This is a genomic window from Lentzea sp. NPDC054927, assembly GCF_053610285.1.
In genome coordinates this window covers 27,702-45,948 of record NZ_JBSGXZ010000027.1, presented here as the reverse complement: position 1 = coordinate 45,948, position 18,247 = coordinate 27,702, and the positions used below count along the sequence as shown (strand labels likewise).

Genomic DNA, 18,247 nt, shown 5'->3' with positions numbered 1-18,247 from the left:
GACTGGCAGCGTTCGACCGCTGCCACCCCTGCGTCGATCGACGTCACGGAGCTTTCGACATTTTCGCCATCATGACCAGGTGAACTTTTCCAGGCTGGTCGTCCCGCTGCTGAGCATGTGGTTCTTCGGCAACCTCTACGAGCAGGTCGTGTGGAACCCGCAGCTGCTGGCCGACCCGCGGCCGGGATCGCTGGTCGGCGTGTTCGCCGCGGGCAGCCCGGTCTACTACTACCTGCCGTGGGGCCCGCTCGCCGTGGTCCTGGCGATCGTCACGCGGTCGTCGTGGCCCGCGCTGGGCTTCCTCGCGGTCTCGGTGGCGATGAAGATCCTGCTGATCACCCAGGTCAACCCCGTGTTCCGCGACCCGCTCGCCACCCGTGACGACGTGCACCACCACGCGGTGCTGTGGGCGTTCGGCAACGGCGTCGTCGTCATCGCGGTGGCGGCCGCGATCCTGCTGATCCAGCGGGCTCAGCGGGCGCGATCGGGCGACGCAGGTGTGCGACGAGGTGGTCGGCCGTTCTCAGCACCAGCGCGGCCATCGTGATCGACGGGTTGGACGTGCCGAGCGACGGCATGCTGCCGCAGCCCACCGCGTACAGGTTGGGGTGGTCCCAGCAGCGTTGCCACTGGTCCACCACCGAATCCCGGCGGGAAGCACCCATCACGTGCGTGCCGCCGCCGTGCCCGGCGCCCCAGTAGCGCAGCGGCTCGCCGTTGTGCTCGAAGTACTGGTCGTCGTCCGGTTTGTACGACGTGTAGTCGTCGGCTCCGAGGAGTTCGAAGATCTGGTCCGACGCCCGTTTCGCGGCCAGCAGACCGTCTTTCACGTAGTCCGACAGTCCATAGTGGATGCTCGGCCGCGGGTTGCCCAGCGCGTCGCGGTCGGCCGCGAGCGTGACGCGGTTCGCGGGGTCGGCTTCCTGCTCGATCTCGAACTGGAGCGCGAACTGGCGGCCGACCCGGTCCGCCACGGCCTGCCGAAGTGCCTTGCCGCGCAAGCCCGCCGCGACGAACTCGGCCGTGTCGGAGTCGGGGCTGCCGGCCGACCAGCCCCAGCCCCAGTTGCCGATCTCGATGCGGAACGGTGCCCGCGTGCAGCGTTGCGGACCGGTCCTGAACGCCTCGATGCCCGTGGTCGAGCCGGGTCCGCGGAACGGGCCGATCTGTTGTGGCATCAGCGCCCACGTGAGCAGCGCGGGGTGGTCCATCAGGTTGCGGCCGACCTGGTCGCTGCTGTTCGCGAGCCCGGACATCAGCAGCAGCTTGGCGTTCTCAATGGCGTGCGCGGCAAGGATGACGACGTCCGCTTCTTCGTCGTGCCGCGTGTGCCTGCCGGTCGTGTCGTCCGCGTACTGCTGATAGCTGACCTTGGTGATGCGTCCGAACTCGTCGGAGTGGACCCGGTTCACGACGCACCTGGTGCGCAGTTCGACGTTGGGCGGCCAGCGTTTCTGGGTGCGGTGCGGCGTGTACTTGGCCTGCTCCGGGCAGATCGGCACGCAGCTCGCGTACCCGGCGCACAGGTTGCCGTCCGGCCGATAGCCGGCGATCGGCTTGCCGTTGCGCGCCTGCGGTGTGCCGACGACCAGCAGCTCGTGCCCGTCGATGTTGGCACCGTCCACAACGGACGCGATCGTGTGGTCGAGGTACGTGCGGGGCAAGGCGTGCATGGGATAGCGGTAGCCGTCCGCGACGGGCAGGTGCTGCCGTTGCTCGTCGGCGTCGGCCGAGATCCCGATCTCCCACTCGGCGGCGCGGTAGTACGGCTCCAGGTCGTCGTAGGAGATGGGCCAGTTGCGCCCGTGACCGAGGTCGGCGGCGTGGAAGTCCTCGGGATGCATCCGCGGCGTGATCCCGGTCCACGCGGTGCCCGTGCCACCGTTCATCCGCAGGTACGGACTCGAATACGCGTACGGCCCGGTGTTGATCACGTACTCGCTCGACGGCGCGGCCACGGTGCTCCGATACGGCGCGAGCGGCGTCTTGACCAGGGCGGTCTGGAACCTCCGGAGCGCCTCATCGTGGTCGGTCCGCGCCCCCGCTTCGAGCACGAGCACCCGGAACCCGTTGTCCCCCAGCACCTTCGCGATCAGCGAGCCGGCGAACCCTGCCCCGACGACCACGGCCCTCACCGGACGCCGCTTCTGGGTCTCTGCTCCCAGCTGCCGAAGCCGGGTGCTCGCGTGCCCGGCGGAGCGACCCCGACGGCCTTCCACGCCAAGCCTTCGGCGTAGGCGCGGGAACTGGGAATCACCCCGTGCCAGACGCCCGTGTACCAGAGCTCGATGATCTCGGCGTGCGACGCGTCCTGCGCCAGCGCGCGGTACTGCTCGACCAGTCCGGTCGACCTCAGCTCCTCCGCCGAGAACCCGGTCAGCTCAGCGGACAACTCCACGAAGGCGTCCATCGGGACATCCTCATCGGAGGAACCCCCTGCACCAAACGATCCGGGCAATGCTCACCCGCGTGGCGCAACCTCCATCTCGCCCAGCGCCGACCAGTCGTCCTGCTCCACGGCCTGGCTGACGATGCGCGGCGTCTCCGCAAGGTACGGCGGCAACTCCTTCTGCGCGTTCTTGAAGTGCTCCGACCGCACGTGCGCGCCACCCGCGTCCCCGTCCCGGAACGCCTCGACCAGCACGTACTCGTTGGCGTCGTCGAGGCTGCGCGACCAGTCGAACCACAGGCAGCCGGGTTCGGCGCGCGTTGCCTCGGTGAAGCTCCTGGAGATCTCGGGCCAGGCGTCCGCGTGCTCGGGCAGGACGCGGAACTTGGCGGTGATGAAGATCAAGACGGCCTCCTTCGCGTGATCGTCCCCGACCCTAGTCCTCGATCGGAACCTACGCCCCGCCCGACGTCATCCGCATCCGCTTGGGCCCGCGCCGGACCATCTCGGCGATCACGGCGTCGCGCCCTGTCCGGCAGATCACGCGAAAGCCGTGCACGACCATCTCGTCCGGCGCGCTCTCGGCGGTGAACCCGTGCATCTCCTGGGCCACGGAGTCGGCGAGCTCGTACCGGTCGTGAGACTCGGCGTTGTGCGAACGGATCAAGGATTCCGTCCGCGATGACCGGCTCCGAGCCCTGGTGGAGACCGAACGTCAGCATCGGCCTTGCGACGGTGAACCGCACGTGCGCTGCGGAGGGCCACATGCCAGGTCGCACATGATCGAGGCTTCCGACTGCGAGGCCCTCGAGGCGACGGTCACGGGCATCCACTCCGGAACGCCCTTCTCCTGAGCGGACCGGGCGTCATGCCGACCGAACCGCCCACGCCCGCTCCCCCGCGACCCCGCAGCCCGCGCCCGCCCTGCGAGGTCGTGGAACCTGCGCGATCATCGCCCGGTGCCCGAGATGATCGACACTCGCAGGCGGAACCTGGTCGTCGCGGCCGTCCTGCTCGCCATGCTGCTGGCCGCGCTCGACCAGACCATCGTGTCCACCGCGCTGCCCACGATGGTGGCCGAGCTGGGTGGCGGCGCGCACCTGTCGTGGGTGGTGACGTCGTACCTGCTCGCCGAGACCATCATGACGGTGCTCATCGGCAAGTTCGGTGACCTGTACGGGCGCAAGAAGACGTTCGTGATCAGCGTCGCGCTGTTCCTGATCGGGTCGTTCTTCGCGGGCTGGTCGGAGTCGATGGGCATGCTCATCGCGTTCCGCGCGGTCCAGGGTCTCGGCGCGGGCGGGCTGATGGTCACGTCGACGGCGATCATCGCGGACGTCGTGCCGTTGAAGGAACGCGGCAAGTTCCAGGGGTTCGCCGGGGCGGTGTTCGGCATCGCGACGGTGGCCGGGCCGTTGCTCGGCGGGCTGTTCGTGGACCACCTGAGCTGGCGGTGGGCGTTCTACGTCAACATTCCGCTCGGCATCGCCGTGGTGCTGGTGGCGATCGCGGCGCTGCCCACGATCAGGGCCGAGGGCCATCCGAAGATCGACTACGCGGGCATCGCGCTGATCGCGCTCGCGGCGACCGGGTTGACGCTGGTCACGAGCTGGGGCGGCACCGAGTACGCGTGGACGTCGCCGACGATCCTGTGGATGGCGGCCGGGTCGATCGTGCTGCTGATCGCCTTCGTCCTCGTCGAACAACGCGCGGCCGAGCCGATGTTGCCGATGAGGTTGTTCCGCAGCCGGGTGTTCACGGTGTCGGGCATCCTGAGCTTCGTCGTCGGGTTCGCGATGCTCGGCGGCATCACCTACCTGCCGATCTACCTGCAGTACGTGCGCGGCGAGTCGGCGACGGCGTCCGGGCTGTGGATGTTGCCGCTGATCGCCGGGCTGATGTCGACGGCGCTGCTCACCGGCAACACGATCAGCCGGACCGGCAGGTACCGGGCATTCCCCATCGCCGGGTCCGTCGGGCTCACCGTCGGCATCTACCTGCTGTCCTATTTGGACGCGGGCACCAGCTTCTGGGTCATGGGCGCGTTCATGGTCGTGCTCGGCGCGGGCATCGGCCTGGTGATGCAGGTGCCGGTGATCGTCGTGCAGAGCACCACGAACTACTCCGACCTCGGCGTCGCCACCTCGGGCATCAGCTTCCTGCGCACGATGGGCAGCTCGTTCGGCGTCGCGATCTTCGGCACGATCTACGCCAACCAGCTGCCCCAGCACCTCGTGATCCCGCAGGGCGTCGACCCGCGGGCCATCGCGAGCCCCGCCGCGGTGCACGCGCTGCCCGAGGCCATCAAGGCGCCGATCGTCGCCGGGTACGCCGAGACCATCCAGATGATGTTCCTGATCGCCGCGCCGATCGGCCTGGTCGCGCTGCTCGTCGCGTTCTTCCTGCCGCAGGTGCAGCTGCGGGACACGAGTCGTGCCGCCGCGGCCGGCAACAGCGGTGTGGGCGAGAGCTTCGCCGCGCCGCCCTCGAACTCCTACGACGAACTGCGCAAGCTCGTGTCGACAGTGGTCTCGCGGTCCAAGGACGACCCCGGTCTGGCCGTGCTGCGGCGATCGGGCGTCGACCTGCCGTTGGAACAGGCCTGGCTGCTCGGCCGGGTGTACCGGGCGTCGACCGACGACGGCGTGGCCACGCTCGACGAGATCGCCGAGATGACCAAGGTGCCCGGCGGCATCTTCGAGCCCACCGCGCGCGAGTTGGTGCGGTCCGGGCACCTGACGTTCAACGACGACGGCTACCGCTTCACCAACCAGGGCGCGGACGTGTTCGCGCAGCTCGTGCAGGCGTGGCGGCGGTGGCTGCTCGACCAGCTGGAGGACTGGCACGAACCGGACCAGCGCGACTTCGCCCAGGCCCTCGATCAGTTCACCGACGAACTGATCGAGAGCGGACGCCAGATGAGCCGGGTCTAGAGACGAGCAGCCAGGGCCGTCGCCTCCGTGGTGCGGCCCTGCTTCTCGTACAGCTCCAACGCCTGCCCCCACTGCTCGCGGGCCTCAACGCCCTCCCCCGCGGCCGCGTGCACGTCACCGAGGTGCTCCAGCACGGAGGCCTGCTCCGCCGAGTTGTCCAGCTCCCGGTACAACGCCAGCGCCTCGCGGTAATGCGCCACGGCGTCGACGTGCCTGCCGTCGTGGTGGGCGATGTGCGCGAGACTGTCCAAAGTGGCCGCGATGCCTTCGGAGTGGCCGAGTTTGTTGTTGAGCAGCAAGGCGTCTTCACAAAACGTACGAGCTTCGGCGTAGCGGCCCAGGCATGCGTATCGCCAGCCGACCTCGTTCAACGCCTCGGCTTCGCGGGTCTCCGAACCGGCCGCGCGGAACTTCTCCAGCCCCTGCACCGAGTGCTCCAGCGCCTTCTCGAGGTCGCCCTCGAACTCGGCCGCCCACGCCATCGACCGGTGCGCGGCGCCGTGGGCCGCGTGGTCGTCGGTGCGCGCGAACAGCTCCAGGCTGCGCTCGAAGTGGCTGTGCCCCAACGCCGACTCGCCCACCTCGACGTAGTCCGCGCCCAGGCACATGTGCGCAGTCGCCTGCTTCGTCTCGTCCCCCAGCGCTTCCGCGGCCCGCAACGCCATCAGCCAGGCATCGATGTCGTCGGAGGTGCGCCCGCGGCGGAGGTGGTAGGGGTTGAGCGTGCGGCCGAGCAGCCACGCCACGTCGAACGCACCGCGCTCCAGCGCCTGCCGTTGCTCGGTCAGCAGGCAGGCGTGCTCCGCGTCGAACCACGCCATGGCGGCGGCACTGCCGGAGAACGTCAGCACGTGACTGCTTTCTTGTTCTGGCAACACTTTGAACGGCTCCAGCGCCATCGCCGCGGCCCGCACCGTGGCCGCGTAGAAGTCGGCCAGTCGCGTGCCGGCGTCCACCGGCAGATCCGCCGCGTACAGCCCGACCAGGTCGTGCATCCGATACCGGCCGGGCACGTGTTGCTGCACCAGATGCGCGTTCTCCAGCTCACGCACCACCATGCGCGCCTTCGTGATCGGTCGGTCCAGCAGTGCCGCCGCCGCCGCGAGACTCACGTCCTCCGTGCCCACGGTCCCCAACAGCCCGAACGCGCGCGCCGCCTCGTCCGACAGCGCTGCGACGGACCACGAGAACACCGCGCGCAGGTTCGTGCCGATCTCCCCCGCGTCCAGCGCGTCGAGCCGTTGCTCCCGCAGTTCCTCGGCGAACACCGCCAGCGGGAAGTCCGGTTCCATCGCGGCCCGTGCGGCGACGATCGACAACGCCAGCGGCAGCCCTCCGCACCAGCTCACCAGGTCCGCGACCACGCCTGGTTCGGCCGCGACCCTGGCGGAGCCGAGCCTGGCCGTGAGGAACTCGTGGGCGTCGGCCGGGTTCAGCACGTCCAGCGACACCGACCTGGCGCCGTGTGCCGCCACCAGTCCCGCCAGCTTGAGACGGCTCGTGACCAGCACTGTCGCGTCGGAGCCCGGCAGCAACGGCACGACCTGCTCGGTGGAGCGGGCGTTGTCGAGCAGCACGAGCATCCGCCTGCCCGCGACCAGGCCGCGGTACCTGGCGGCGCGGGCGTCCAGCCCGGCGGGGATCGTCTCCTCGCCCAACGCCTCCAGGAACTCGCGCAACACCGTCTCCGGCGGCGTCGGCTCGGCGGACGGGTCGAAGCCGCGCAGGTTCACGTAGAGCTGGCCGTCCGGGAACGCGTCGAGGTTGCGGTGTGCCCAGTGCAGCGCCAGCGCGGTCTTGCCGATGCCGCCCGTGCCGCCGATCGCGGTGATCACGACGGTGCCGGACGTGTCCAGCGCGGCCAGTTCGTCTGCACGGCCGGTGAACCACGGGTGCGGCGCGGGCAACTGCCGTGGCCCCGCACCGCGTTGTTCGCCGGCCAGGATTCGCTGGTGCACGTCCTGCAGCGGCTTGCTCGGGTCCGCGCCGAGTTCGTCGGCCAGCCGCCGTCGCATGGTGTCGTAGTGCCGCAACGCTTCCGCGTCGTTGCCCGACCGGTGCAGCGCCAGCATCAGTTGCGCGGCAAGGCGTTCGTCGTGCGGCCGTTCGTCAGCCGCCTGCCGCAGCGCCGGCAGCAGCGCGGCGTGCCGGCCGTCCGCGAGCGCGACGTCGTTGCGATCCAATTCGGCGGCGACGCGTTCGGCGTGCAGGCTCTCTCGCAGCGCGTCGAACCACTCCGACTCGAGCCCTTCCAGCGCCTGCCCGCGCCACAACCCGAGCGCGTCGTCGAGCGCGCCCTGCCGCACGAGTGCGCGGAAGCGGAACAGGTCGACCTGATCGGGGGCGACGGTCAGCCGGTAGCCCGCCGGCGTGCGCTCGATGTCGAGTTCGAGCAGCTTACGAAGCTTTGACACGTACCCGTAGAGCGTCTCGCGGGCCCGCAGCGGCGCCCGTTCGCCCCAGACGCGGTCCAGCAGCCGGTCGACCGGCACCGGCCGTCCTTCCTCCACCAGCAGCGCGACCAGCACAGACCGTTGCCGGACGTGCCCGATCTCGACCACCGCACCCCGGTCGCGCACCTCCACGGCACCGAGCAGCCCGAACTCCACGTTCACCTCTCAGCAGCGGATTCAAGGTTCATCCTAGGTTCATCCTTGATCAAACGGGCAAGGTCGTCCCGGCAGGAAGGCCCCGGTCACCACTGACACCGGCAGCCCAGCCCAAGGGGCCTTCCCCACACTCTTCCGCCGCGAAAGATCACCCGACCAGACCAGGGCGTGTGCGTATATCCACATGCGACCCTGGAACTGATGAGCACCACGCGAATCGGGTCGTTCAACGTGGAGAACATGTTCGAGCGCCCAAAAGTGATGGGCCGCAACGCGACCAAGCACGCGGCCCCGATTCTGGCCGCCCACGCCCGGTTCAACGAACTGATCGCCGCCGAGACCTACACCCCGGAAGTCAAGGAAGAACTCAAGGAACACCTGGCAACGCTGGAACTGCTGCGAAGTGACCGGAGCAAGTTCGCGATCCTCCGGCGCATCCGCGGCAGGTTCCTCGCGCGGCACCGGACCGGCGAAACCACCGTCGTGGCAAGCGGTCGCGAGTCGTGGGTCGGCTGGGTCGAGCTCACCACCGAACCCATCAGCGAACTCGCCACCCGCCACACCGCCCAGGTGATGCGCGACGTCGGCGCCAGCGTGCTCGGCGTCGTGGAGGCGGAATCCCGCGAGCTGCTGCACATGTTCTCCGCCAGCATGCTCAAACACGTCGGCTGGACCCCTTACGAAGAAGTCCACCTCATCGACGGCAACGACGAGCGCGGCATCAACGTAGGCCTGCTGACGCGCGACGAGCATCAGGTCATCACCATCCGCACGCACGTGTACGCCAAGGACAGCTCGGGAGTGATCTTCTCCCGCGACTGCGCCGAGTACCACGTCCGCACGCCCGCGGGCCCCGAGGTGGTCGTGCTGGTGAACCACCTGAAGTCCAAGGGCTACGGCTCTCCCGGCGACCCGATCGGCGCCCGCCGCCGGTTCCGCCAGGCGGTCCGCATCGCCCGCATCGTGAACCGGCTGCGCGACGAGGGCCACGAGCACATCGCGGTCGTCGGCGACCTCAACGACACCGCCGACAGCGAGGCCCTCCGCCCGTTGTTCCAGCGCACCGGCCTGCGCGACATCAGCGAGCACCCGAACTTCGACTGGGACAACCGCCTCGGCACGTACCGCGGCGTGAACGAGAAGGGCAAGATCGACTACGTCCTGCTCACCCCGGAGCTGTTCGCCAAGGCGGTCGGCGGCGGCATCTTCCGCAAGGGCGTGTGGCGCGGACCGCGGACCAAGAACCGTTGGGACGTCTACGAAACCATGACCAACGAGGTGCACGCGGCCAGCGACCACGCGGCCATCTACGCCGACATCGACTGGACTCTCTAGTGTCCTGAGTCGCAAGTTCGCAGCCAGTCATCCCGTCTGGCTGGGTGGCATCTGCAAGTACCGCCAACTCTTGATCAAATCGCCTGTAACTACACCCAACAAGCAGGTCCGCGGTCCGTGACCGCCGGAGCACGCCGGTCGGTTGGGTGTAGTTACACGCCCGATGATCTTAAGTTGGTGGTACTTGCACACGCCACAAGCTGACCGTGAACCAGAGACTCAGGGCTCTAGACCACCTCGACGGTCACCTCGATGACGTCGCCGGGTTCCACCCCGTTCTTCTTGCGCACCGCGGCCTTGATCGGCAGCACGTAACAGCCCGACTGCTTGTCCGGGAACACCGACGTGGACCAGTTGCTGGCGCCCACACCGACGCGGACCTTCACGGAGCCGAACCCGGCGCCGGGTGTGGCGATGTCGCGGATCTGGTCCGAGACGTCCTCCGGCAGGGTCACGAAGGTCCAGGTGTCCATGCGGCGGGCGTCCCAGAGCCAGAGTTCCGCGTCGAAGACGAACATCGGCCCATTCTCACAGCAGTGGACTCAAAGGGGCGCGCTGATGCGGAAGTGTTCGTCGAGGGCGGCCGCGAGCTCCTCCCCCATGCCGTACGGCGCCCGCTTCCGCACCAGCTCCAGGAACCCGAGCAGGTCCTGCCGCACGACCGCGAGGTGCGCCGGCAGGTCGGCGAGCGGCACCTCGCAGGCCGGCCCGTCGGCCTGGCGGTCGTCCGGCCACACCCGCACGAGGCCGTCGCCGATCCGCACCAGCGGATCCGGCGAGTGCCCGAGCCACGGGTGCACGCCGTCGAGCACTCCAAGCCAGTCGCGCCACTCCTCGAGTCCCTGGCAGCACCCCGGCTCGATCACCACGCCGGTGCGCGTGTCCCGGACGAGCAGGCCACCGGGCATGATGAGGCGGTCCTGCTCCAGCAACACCCGGAGCATCGACGGCCCGTCCGGCTCGACCTCCTGATGGTTGTTGTACTGCGCCATCGCGGCCAGCGCCGTGCCGACGTCCTCGCGCGACATCCGCCCGGACAGCACGACGTCACCGTCCGAGTACGGCGCGGTAGGCCAGTCGGGATGGCTCACCAGGTGGTGAGCATCGACGACGGCGGACATCTCGATCACCGCGACATTGTGGGTCACGAGGCTCGCAGAGCCGTGCCCGGACTCCGGTCAGGGCTCCAGATCGGTCACCCCCTTGCCGCTGACGATGTCGAACGGCACCGAGACCTGATCGTGCGTGATCAGCCACTTCCCGTCGATCTTCCGGAAGCAGAACGTCGCCCGGACCCACATCCCGCCCACCGCCACGCCGTCCTTCGTCGTGCCGCTGAGCCGTCCGAAGCAGTGCCCGAACGCGATCCTCTCGTCCACCGTCAACGCCAGATCGCGCACCTCGTAGTTCACGTCCTGGAAGAACGCGAACGCGTTGGCCCAGTTCTTCAGCTTCGCGTCGATGCCCACGTGCTGCAGCGGCGGCTCGACGTCGAACGACACGACGTCGTCCGAATACAGCCGCCGGAGCCCGTCCAGGTCCTTGGCCCTGATCCCTTCGGCGATCCTGCCGATGTGCTGCCGGAGCCCGGCCTCGTCCACTTCCCGCATCAGTTGTCCTTTCCAAAGATCAGGCCACCGTGACCGGCGAACCGGCACGCAGTGGCGCGAGGGCGGTGCTCCAGGCGACGACCTGGTCGAGCATCCTGTCGAGCGACGAGATGTTGTGGTCGCCCGGCCGCAGCACCGCGAAGTTCTCGAACTCGGTCACCAGCGACAGCGTCACCTGCGACGTCACGTCCGCCATCTCCAGCGCCCCGCACATCAGCCGCAGCTGCTCGACCGCGCGGGCGCCGCCCACGCCGCCGTACGACACGAACCCGATCGCCTTGTCGCGCCACTCGTCGCGCAGGAAGTCGATCGCGTTCATCAGCACGGCTGGCGCCGAGTGGTTGTACTCGGGCGTGACCACGACGAACCCGTCGAACGACGCGATCGTCGCCGCCCACGCCCGTGTGTGTTCGTGCTGGTATTCGCCCGGAAGTTCGTCCAGGTGCGGCAACGGGTGGGTGAGCAGGTCGATCAGCTGGAACTCCGCGTCGCCGCGCAGTCCTGCCCGCTCCTCGACCCACCGGGCCACCTGCTCGCCCCGGCGACCCGGCCGGGTGCTGCCGAGGACGATGCCGATCCTGATCATCGGTCTCCTTCGTTCGTGGTGTTCGCTTCCGAGCACTACGACGACACAGCCCCGCGGAACATCAGGCCGTCCCTGACAATTCGACCCTGACAATTCGATGTCGTGTCTCGTCGGACTGGTGGAAGACACGACCGACGGGAGCACCGATGACCGACGCGATCCTCAGCGAGCGCCGCCACCTGATCAACCTCGCGTACCGGCTGCTGGGCTCACTGGCCGAGGCCGAGGACTCCGTGCAGGAGGCCTACGCCCGCTGGTACGCGTTGTCCCGGCCGCAGCAGGACGCGATCGTCTCCCCCGGCGCCTGGCTCACCACCGTCACCAGCCGCATCTGCCTCGACCTGCTCGGGTCGGCTCGCGCCCGCCGCGAACGCTATGTCGGCGAATGGATTCCCGAGCCGCTGCCCGACCCCGCCGAAGGACACACCGCCGACCCCGCCGACCGCGTCACCCTGGACGAGTCGGTCAGCATGGCCTTCCTCGTCGCGCTCGAGTCGATGACACCGGCCCAGCGGGTCGCGCTCGTCCTGCACGACGTCTTCCGCTACTCCTTCGCCGAGATCGCCGAGATCACCGGCCGCACCACGGCCGCGTGCCGCGAGCTCGCGTCCTCTGCCCGCCGCCGGGTCCGCACGGCCCAGCCGCCCGCGGTACTGGCCGTCCACCGGGCCGGGCTGGTCCGCGACTTCAAGCAGGCGTGGGAAGCCCAGGACATCACGGCCCTCGTCGGGCTGCTCGACCCCGCCGCGACCTTCACCGCGGACGGCGGCGGCCTGGCCAGGACGGCGCTGCACCCGATCGAGGGTGGCGAGCAGATCGCCCGGTTCCTGATCGCCGTCGCCGCCGGCGTCTCCGTCGGCTTCACGATCTTCGAGCGCACCGTCAACGGCCAGCCCGGCCTGCTGGTCCAGCAGGCCGGCGTCACCTCGTCCGTCTACGCGTTCGACATCGCGGACGACCGCATCACACGCATCTGGGCCGTCCGCAACCCCGAAAAGCTCCGCCCGTGGACTACTGAGCCCAGTCCCACCCGGTGATGGTGGCGCGCAGGGTGCGGGCAGCGGCAGGCAGTTCGCTGTCGGCACGCCAGAACAAGGTGACCGTGCGACGGCAGTCCGGGTTGTCGACTCCGATCCAGACCAGCGGCAACTGACTCGCCAACCGCCGGGCGAAGCCGGGCACGAGACCGATGCCGAGCCCCGCGCCGATCAGGACCGCGATGGCGCTGGACTCGTCGACCTCGCAGACGATCCTCGGGGTGAGGCCGCGCGCGGCGAACAGTCGCTCGAGCAGCCGCCGTTGCCAGTGCCCCTCGCGGGCGGCGACGAACGACTGCCCGGCCAGCTCGTCCACGCTCACCGACGTGCGGTCTGCCCAAGGATGGCCGAGGGGCACGGCCACCCCGACCTCCTCGTCCAGCAGCAGCACCTGTTCCAGACCCTCCGCGTGGATCGGCTGGGAGGCAACGCAGAGATCGACGTCCTGGGCGTGCAGGAGGCCGGCCATGTCGTCGGCCGCCGACCATCGGAGCTCGACCTCGACGGACGGATGGTCGCGCTTGTAACCGGCCAGTGGCCCGGTGAGGGTCAGGAACGTCTCCGACGCCAGCCGCACCGTGCGCACGCCCTCGCTGGTGGCCTCGGCGACGGCCCGCCTGCCCGCGTCCAGCTCGCCGAGGGACCGTTCGACGTGCCGGCGGAACAGCGTCCCGGCCTCGTTGAGCCGAAGACGGCCGCCCCGGTCGAACAGCGGCGCGCCCAGCTCGCTCTCCAGGCGCGCGATGGTGCGGCTCAGTGACGGCTGGGCAACGCGTAGTTCGTCGGCCGCGCGGCTGAGGTGCTCCAGCCGTGCCACCACGAGGAACTGCCTGAGCGAGTTCAGGTCCACCGCGTGTGATGCCTTTCCGAGCATAACTTCATAGCAATACTGATCTTAGACACCATATCTCCAAAGACATAGCTTCGTGGAGGTGGAGCAAGTACAGGACAAGGAGGACTCCTCATGGTCACCGGCACGGTGATGCGGGCCCTCGTCAGCGCACACGTGGTCGCGATCCTCGCCCAGCCCGTGTTCGCCGGGGTGTATCTGAGCGGCGACTTCGACGGCCTGAGCTGGCACGCGATCGGCGCGGACGTGGTCACCTCGATCGGTCTCCTGCAACTGATCGCGGCGATAGTGGTCTGGGTCCGGACGCGGCGGGCGTGGCCGTTCGTCGCGACGCTGGCCGTGGTGGTGGCGGAGACCGTGCAGTACTTCGCCGGGCTGGACGGGGCGCTGTGGCTGCACTTTCCGCTGGGCGTGCTGACGATCGCCGGGCTCGTCGTGTTGTTCGTGGCCGTGTGGCAGCGGCCGATCGCTCCTGTGGAGGCCACCCGTGCGTGAGCCGACCGTGAGCCGGCGGCGGGTGCTGGGCATCGGCGGGGCGCTCGGCCTGATGGCGATCACAGGGCTGTCCGGCGCGGCCGTGCTGTCCCGGCGGCCCGCGGCCACCGGTGCCGAGTTGCGCAGCGCGGTGCCGCTGCCCGCCGCGTTCACCGTGCCGTTGCCGCTGCCGTCCGTGCTGAGGCCGACCGGCGAAGGCCTGTACGAGATCACCCAGCGCGAAACGGTTCTGGAGATCCTGCCCGGCGTCAAGACTCCTTTGTGGACGTACAACGGCACGTTCCCCGGCCCGACGATCGAGGCGCGCCGCGGCCGGCCGGTGACCGTGACGCACCACAACCAGCTGCCCGTTCCGACCGTCGTGCACCTGCACGGCGGCCGGACACCGCCGGAGTCCGACGGCTACCCGACCGACCTCGTGCTGCCCGACGGCTGGCAGGCCCCGATGCACGGCGCGCACGGCATGCAGATGCACGATCCGCGGGCGGTGGTGACGAGGCTGACCAGGGACTACACGTTCCCGATGGACCAGCGACCGGCGATGCTCTGGTACCACGACCACCGGATGGACTTCACCGCGCCCGCGATCTGGCGGGGACTCGCCGGGCTGCACATCGTCCGCGACGACGCCGAGGAGTCGCTCGGCCTGCCCGCGGGCCCGCGGGAGTTGCCGCTGGCGATCATGGACCGCGCGTTCGACGTCGACGGCACCCTCGCCTACCCCTCCCTCGACCCCGCACTGCGGGAGCAGCCGGGCGTCCGGGAGCCGTATCTCGCGGGTGTGCTCGGCGACGTGATCCTGGTGAACGGCGCGCCCTGGCCGGTGCACGAGGTCGACGCGGCGCGCTACCGGCTGCGGTTCCTGAACGCCTCGAACGCCCGGCACTACGAGCTAGAAGCGGTCACCGACGACGGGCGGCGGCTCGATCTCGTGCAGGTCGGCGCCGACCAGGGGCTGCTTGCGGCGCCAGTCACCCACCGGTCGCTGCCGATCGCCCCGGCCGAACGCTACGACGTCGTCGTCGACTTCTCCGGTGTCCCGGCCGGCGGCCTGGTCACGATCGTCAACCGGCTCGGCTCCGGCCGGACCCGTGACGTGATGGCGTTCCGAGTGGCTCGTCGCGCGACCGACGACAGCCGCGTTCCCCCGGTCCTGTCGCACGATCTGCCGTCGTGGAATCGGGCGGACGCCGTGCGGGTGCGGGACTTCTCCTTCCGCACCGGGCGGATGGGCGACGGTCACGGCTGGCTGATCGACGGACTGCCGTTCGATCCCGCGCGTTCCGATGTCACGGTCGGCCTCGGCGACGTGGAGGTGTGGAGGCTGGTCGCCGACGTCCACCACCCGGTGCACCTTCACCTGGTCGGGTTCCGGGTGTTGTCGCGCGGAGGGAAGCCGCCGCTGCCCCACGACGAGGGCCTCAAGGACACGATCTCGCTGCGACCTGGCGAATCGGCCGAGATCATCACGCGCTTCGACGGGTATCGCGGGCGGTACCTGTTCCACTGCCACAACGCAGAGCACGAGGACATGGGGATGATGGCGAACATCGAGATCACCTGACCCGATGACAGGCATTCCCCCATCAGAGTGACGAAGGCCACCGACCGTTTCGGTCGGTAAACCTACCGAACTGGTCGGTAAACGCCGTAAAGTCGTCGGCATGCCACGACAGCCCAGGACCGGAGTCGACGAGAAGATCCTCGACGCCGCCGCCGCGCTCTTCGCGCGGCACGGCTTCGAGCAGACGTCGCTGAAGACGCTCGCCGACGCCGTCGGGCTGTCCAAAGCCGGCCTGCTGCACCACTTCCCGAGCAAAGACGCTCTCTTCGAAGCGGCGTGGGAGCACAGTCGCGTGCTGAGCAGGCACGTGGTCGACCTCGTCTCGCCGATGCCGCCGGGGCCCGCGCGTGAAAAACGAGCGCTGGAGCTGCTCACCGACATCGCGCTCGACCGGCCCGGCCTGGTCTCGCTGCTGTTCCGCTCGATGACCGCACCGGGCGAGGACCCCCAGCAGGCCCAGGACGAACTGCTCCTCAACGACATGTTCGTCGTCGACCCCGAGACCGAGCCGGAGCGCGCTGTCCGGATCGTCGGGGCGCTCAGCGCCATGGCGGTGCTGACGCTGCTGGCCAACCAGGTCGGCGACAAGACCACGTGGCGTCCACTGATCCTCGCAACCTGCACTGACGCACTCGGGCACCGGGAGGCCTGAACATCATGGCGAAACTGCTCTACAAACTGGGACTGGGTGCGCACCGGCACCGCCTCCCCGTCGTCCTGATCTGGCTGCTCGTGCTGATGGGCTCCGGCGTCGGCGCGTTCACGCTCGGCGGTGAGACGTCGAACTCGATGTCCATCCCCGGGCAGGAGTCGACGACCGCGCTCGAGCGCATCCAGCAGAAGTTCGGTTCCGGCGAGACCGCCACCGCGCGGGTCGTGCTGAAGGCGCCGGACGGCCAGAAGCTGCCGCAGCAGATCAAGGCGATCACCGACCTGGTGGCCGACGAGTCCTCGCTCAAGGGGGTGCAGTCGGCGACCAACCCGCTCGACCCCGCCGCGCCGAGCGTGAACCAGGACGTCAACGTCGGCTACAGCACCGTCACCTACGACGTGAAGCCCGGTGAGGTCACCGACGAGCAGCGGACCGAGCTGCTCAAGGCCGTCGACAAGGCGCGCGCCGCCGGGCTGACCGTCGAGGTCTCCGGCACCGCGATGCAGGAGACGCCGCACGTCGGCGGACCGACCGAGGCCATCGGTGTCGTGCTCGCGCTCGTCGTGCTGGCGCTGACCTACGGCTCGCTGGTGACCGCGGGCATGAACCTGCTCAGCGCCGCCATCGGCGTCGGCATCGGCACGCTCGGCATCACCATCGTGTCCGGCTTCATGGACCTGCAGTCGACCACGCCGATCCTCGCCTCGATGCTGGGGCTCGCGGTGGGCATCGACTACGCGTTGTTCATCATCAACCGCTTCCGCCAGGAACTGCGCCGCGGTTCCGACGTCGGCCACGCCATCGCGACCGCGGTCGGCACGGCTGGTTCCGCCGTCGTCACCGCCGGTCTGACCGTGGTCATCGCGCTGGTGGGCCTGGCGATCGCGGGCATCCCGTTCCTGACGCAGATGGGTGTCTCGGCCGCCGCCACGATCGTCGTCGCGGTGCTGATCGCCATCACGCTGGTGCCCGCGGTGCTGAGCATGCTCGGCCGCCGCGTGCTGACCCGCAAGGAGCGCGCGCAGAAGGTCAGCGAACCCACCGACCGCGGCGTGATCCGCGGCTGGGCGGGCGCGATCACCCGCAACCGCGTCGTGGCGTTGCTGCTCTCCGTCGTGGCACTGGGCATCGTCGCGATCCCGGTGGCGTCCATGGACACCACGCTGATCCAGAAGCCGCCGGCCGGCTCCACCCAGGAGCGCGCCGACCAGATCCTCGCGCAGGGCTTCGGTGAGGGCTTCAACGGCCCGATCCTCGTGCTCGTCGAGGGCGACGGCGCCGCCGCCACGGCCACCAAGGCCGCGGAGCCGCTCGCGAAGCTGTCCGACGTCGCCCTGGTGACGCCGGCCAGGCCGAGCCCGGACGGCAGCGCCGCGCTGGTCACCGTGATCCCGAAGTCCGGCCCGGACACCGTTGCCACCGAACAGCTCGTCGCCGACCTGCGCGCCGAACTGTCCGATCTGGACGGTGGCAAGGCCTACGTCACCGGCGCCACCGCGGTGAGCGTCGACGTGGCCACGTCCCTGGACCGCGCACTGCCGATCTACCTCGCGGTGGTCGTGGGCCTCGCGCTCGTCCTGCTGATCCTGGTGTTCCGCTCGCTGCTCGTCCCGCTGGTGGGCGTGCTCGGCTTCCTGCTGACCATCGGCGCCTCCCTCGGCGCCACGGTGGCGGTGTTCCAGTGGGGCTGGCTCGCGAGCGTGGTCAACCTCGACGCCACCGGCCCGCTGATCAGCCTGACGCCGATCCTGGTGATCGGCATCCTGTTCGGCCTCGCCATGGACTACCAGATCTTCCTGGTGTCCCGGATGCACGAGGCGCACCACCGCGGCGCCAAGCCGATCGAGGCCATCACCACGGGCTTCCGCCAGGCGGCCCCGGTCGTCGTGGCCGCCGCACTGATCATGTTCTCGGTGTTCGCCGGCTTCGTCCCCGCGGGCGAGGCGACCGTGAAGTCGATCGCGTTCGCCCTGGCCGTCGGCATCTTCGTGGACGCCTTCGTGGTCCGCATGGTGCTCGTGCCGGCCGCGCTGGCCCTGATCGGTGAGCGCGCCTGGTGGCTGCCGAAGTGGCTGCGGTGGCTGCCGGAGCTCGACGTCGAGGGCACCGCGCTCGACGAGCTGTCGCCGGAGAAGGAGAAGCGGGAGCCGGTCAGCGTTTAGCCGATTCCACCCACCGGTCCGTCAT

General features: G+C 69.5%; 18 protein-coding genes. 8 read left to right on the top strand and 10 right to left on the bottom strand.

The genetic code is table 11. The annotated features are described in order from the left end of the window. Nucleotides 1-79: 79 nt before the first annotated feature. On the top strand, nt 80-547 hold the full coding sequence (locus tag ACWGE0_RS29220) for a hypothetical protein (protein ID WP_452264102.1): 468 nt from the start codon (nt 80-82) through the stop codon (nt 545-547). Here the strand turns inward: ACWGE0_RS29220 and ACWGE0_RS29215 are convergent. From ACWGE0_RS29215 to ACWGE0_RS29200, 4 genes are read right to left on the bottom strand one after another with little or no spacing between them, the layout of a single operon-like run. Further along, nucleotides 432-2,135, bottom strand: a complete 1,704-nt coding sequence (locus ACWGE0_RS29215) for a GMC family oxidoreductase (RefSeq protein WP_452264101.1) — start codon at nt 2,133-2,135, stop codon at nt 432-434. The genes ACWGE0_RS29220 and ACWGE0_RS29215 overlap by 116 nt on opposite strands. Further along, nucleotides 2,132-2,410, bottom strand: a complete 279-nt coding sequence (locus ACWGE0_RS29210) for a hypothetical protein (RefSeq protein ID WP_452264100.1) — start codon at nt 2,408-2,410, stop codon at nt 2,132-2,134. The genes ACWGE0_RS29215 and ACWGE0_RS29210 overlap by 4 nt, the downstream gene beginning before the upstream one ends. Nucleotides 2,411-2,461: 51 nt before the next feature. Beyond that, nucleotides 2,462-2,794 carry a putative quinol monooxygenase gene (locus ACWGE0_RS29205; protein ID WP_452264099.1) on the bottom strand — a complete coding sequence of 111 codons (333 nt, stop codon included), beginning with the start codon at nt 2,792-2,794 and terminating at the stop codon, nt 2,462-2,464. Nucleotides 2,795-2,843: 49 nt separating this feature from the next. Then, nucleotides 2,844-3,056: a hypothetical protein gene (locus ACWGE0_RS29200; protein WP_452264098.1), complete on the bottom strand. Its 213-nt coding sequence runs from the start codon at nt 3,054-3,056 to the stop codon at nt 2,844-2,846. Between the two features lie 301 nt (nt 3,057-3,357). On the opposite strand from ACWGE0_RS29200, the gene ACWGE0_RS29195 reads away from it, so the two are divergent. Beyond that, entirely contained in the window at nt 3,358-5,322 is a 1,965-nt protein-coding gene (locus ACWGE0_RS29195; RefSeq protein ID WP_452264177.1) for an MDR family MFS transporter, read from the top strand. On the opposite strand, the gene ACWGE0_RS29190 is transcribed toward ACWGE0_RS29195, so the two are convergent. Further along, a complete protein-coding gene (locus ACWGE0_RS29190; RefSeq protein ID WP_452264097.1) occupies nt 5,319-7,937 on the bottom strand; it encodes a BTAD domain-containing putative transcriptional regulator in 2,619 nt (872 codons plus the stop codon). The genes ACWGE0_RS29195 and ACWGE0_RS29190 overlap by 4 nt on opposite strands. Before the next feature lie 195 nt (nt 7,938-8,132). Between ACWGE0_RS29190 and ACWGE0_RS29185 the strand changes: the two genes are divergently transcribed. Further along, nucleotides 8,133-9,266 carry an endonuclease/exonuclease/phosphatase family protein gene (locus ACWGE0_RS29185; RefSeq protein WP_452264096.1) on the top strand — a complete coding sequence of 378 codons (1,134 nt, stop codon included), beginning with the start codon at nt 8,133-8,135 and terminating at the stop codon, nt 9,264-9,266. Between the two features lie 227 nt (nt 9,267-9,493). On the opposite strand, the gene ACWGE0_RS29180 is transcribed toward ACWGE0_RS29185, so the two are convergent. Genes ACWGE0_RS29180 through ACWGE0_RS29165 form a run of 4 tightly spaced genes read right to left on the bottom strand, consistent with a single transcriptional unit; the run spans nt 9,494 to nt 11,462 of the window. Continuing rightward, entirely contained in the window at nt 9,494-9,784 is a 291-nt protein-coding gene (locus ACWGE0_RS29180; RefSeq protein WP_452264095.1) for a DUF1905 domain-containing protein, read from the bottom strand. A 24-nt stretch (nt 9,785-9,808) separates the two neighbouring features. Further along, nucleotides 9,809-10,396, bottom strand: coding sequence for a hypothetical protein (locus tag ACWGE0_RS29175; RefSeq protein WP_452264094.1), 588 nt, complete (start codon nt 10,394-10,396; stop codon nt 9,809-9,811). A 48-nt stretch (nt 10,397-10,444) separates the two neighbouring features. Continuing rightward, nucleotides 10,445-10,876, bottom strand: a complete 432-nt coding sequence (locus ACWGE0_RS29170) for a YybH family protein (RefSeq protein WP_452264093.1) — start codon at nt 10,874-10,876, stop codon at nt 10,445-10,447. Between the two features lie 19 nt (nt 10,877-10,895). Next, nucleotides 10,896-11,462 (bottom strand): NADPH-dependent FMN reductase, encoded by a 567-nt coding sequence (locus ACWGE0_RS29165; protein ID WP_452264092.1) that lies wholly within the window; start codon nt 11,460-11,462, stop codon nt 10,896-10,898. Nucleotides 11,463-11,608: 146 nt separating this feature from the next. On the opposite strand from ACWGE0_RS29165, the gene sigJ reads away from it, so the two are divergent. Next, nucleotides 11,609-12,499, top strand: coding sequence for an RNA polymerase sigma factor SigJ (sigJ, locus tag ACWGE0_RS29160; protein WP_452264091.1), 891 nt, complete (start codon nt 11,609-11,611; stop codon nt 12,497-12,499). Here the strand turns inward: sigJ and ACWGE0_RS29155 are convergent. Next, the gene (locus ACWGE0_RS29155) at nt 12,474-13,373 is read right to left on the bottom strand and encodes a LysR family transcriptional regulator (RefSeq protein WP_452264090.1); all 900 of its coding nucleotides are present in this window, start codon (nt 13,371-13,373) and stop codon (nt 12,474-12,476) included. The genes sigJ and ACWGE0_RS29155 overlap by 26 nt on opposite strands. 90 nt (nt 13,374-13,463) lie before the next feature. On the opposite strand from ACWGE0_RS29155, the gene ACWGE0_RS29150 reads away from it, so the two are divergent. The 4 genes from ACWGE0_RS29150 to ACWGE0_RS29135 all read left to right on the top strand — a co-directional run bounded on the left by ACWGE0_RS29150 (nt 13,464) and on the right by ACWGE0_RS29135 (nt 18,222). Further along, the gene (locus ACWGE0_RS29150) at nt 13,464-13,844 is read left to right on the top strand and encodes a hypothetical protein (RefSeq protein WP_452264089.1); all 381 of its coding nucleotides are present in this window, start codon (nt 13,464-13,466) and stop codon (nt 13,842-13,844) included. A gap of 52 nt (nt 13,845-13,896) precedes the next feature. Beyond that, nucleotides 13,897-15,408 carry a multicopper oxidase family protein gene (locus ACWGE0_RS29145; RefSeq protein WP_452264176.1) on the top strand — a complete coding sequence of 504 codons (1,512 nt, stop codon included), beginning with the start codon at nt 13,897-13,899 and terminating at the stop codon, nt 15,406-15,408. 100 nt (nt 15,409-15,508) lie between these two features. Then, the gene (locus tag ACWGE0_RS29140) at nt 15,509-16,060 is read left to right on the top strand and encodes a TetR/AcrR family transcriptional regulator (RefSeq protein WP_452264088.1); all 552 of its coding nucleotides are present in this window, start codon (nt 15,509-15,511) and stop codon (nt 16,058-16,060) included. A gap of 5 nt (nt 16,061-16,065) precedes the next feature. After that, on the top strand, nt 16,066-18,222 hold the full coding sequence (locus ACWGE0_RS29135) for an MMPL family transporter (protein WP_452264087.1): 2,157 nt from the start codon (nt 16,066-16,068) through the stop codon (nt 18,220-18,222). The last annotated feature ends 25 nt before the right edge of the window (nt 18,223-18,247 follow it).

Bases quoted from the DNA above. Each gene is read 5' to 3' on its own strand.
- ACWGE0_RS29210 (WP_452264100.1), bottom strand. From the start codon at position 2,410: ATGGACGCCTTCGTGGAGTTGTCCGCTGAGCTGACCGGGTTCTCGGCG.
- ACWGE0_RS29195 (WP_452264177.1), top strand. From the start codon at position 3,358: ATGATCGACACTCGCAGGCGGAACCTGGTCGTCGCGGCCGTCCTGCTC.
- ACWGE0_RS29185 (WP_452264096.1), top strand. From the start codon at position 8,133: ATGAGCACCACGCGAATCGGGTCGTTCAACGTGGAGAACATGTTCGAG.
- ACWGE0_RS29180 (WP_452264095.1), bottom strand. From the start codon at position 9,784: ATGTTCGTCTTCGACGCGGAACTCTGGCTCTGGGACGCCCGCCGCATG.
- ACWGE0_RS29170 (WP_452264093.1), bottom strand. From the start codon at position 10,876: ATGCGGGAAGTGGACGAGGCCGGGCTCCGGCAGCACATCGGCAGGATC.
- ACWGE0_RS29165 (WP_452264092.1), bottom strand. From the start codon at position 11,462: ATGATCAGGATCGGCATCGTCCTCGGCAGCACCCGGCCGGGTCGCCGG.
- sigJ (WP_452264091.1), top strand. From the start codon at position 11,609: ATGACCGACGCGATCCTCAGCGAGCGCCGCCACCTGATCAACCTCGCG.
- ACWGE0_RS29155 (WP_452264090.1), bottom strand. From the start codon at position 13,373: ATGCTCGGAAAGGCATCACACGCGGTGGACCTGAACTCGCTCAGGCAG.
- ACWGE0_RS29150 (WP_452264089.1), top strand. From the start codon at position 13,464: ATGGTCACCGGCACGGTGATGCGGGCCCTCGTCAGCGCACACGTGGTC.
- ACWGE0_RS29145 (WP_452264176.1), top strand. From the start codon at position 13,897: ATGGCGATCACAGGGCTGTCCGGCGCGGCCGTGCTGTCCCGGCGGCCC.
- ACWGE0_RS29140 (WP_452264088.1), top strand. From the start codon at position 15,509: ATGCCACGACAGCCCAGGACCGGAGTCGACGAGAAGATCCTCGACGCC.
- ACWGE0_RS29135 (WP_452264087.1), top strand. From the start codon at position 16,066: ATGGCGAAACTGCTCTACAAACTGGGACTGGGTGCGCACCGGCACCGC.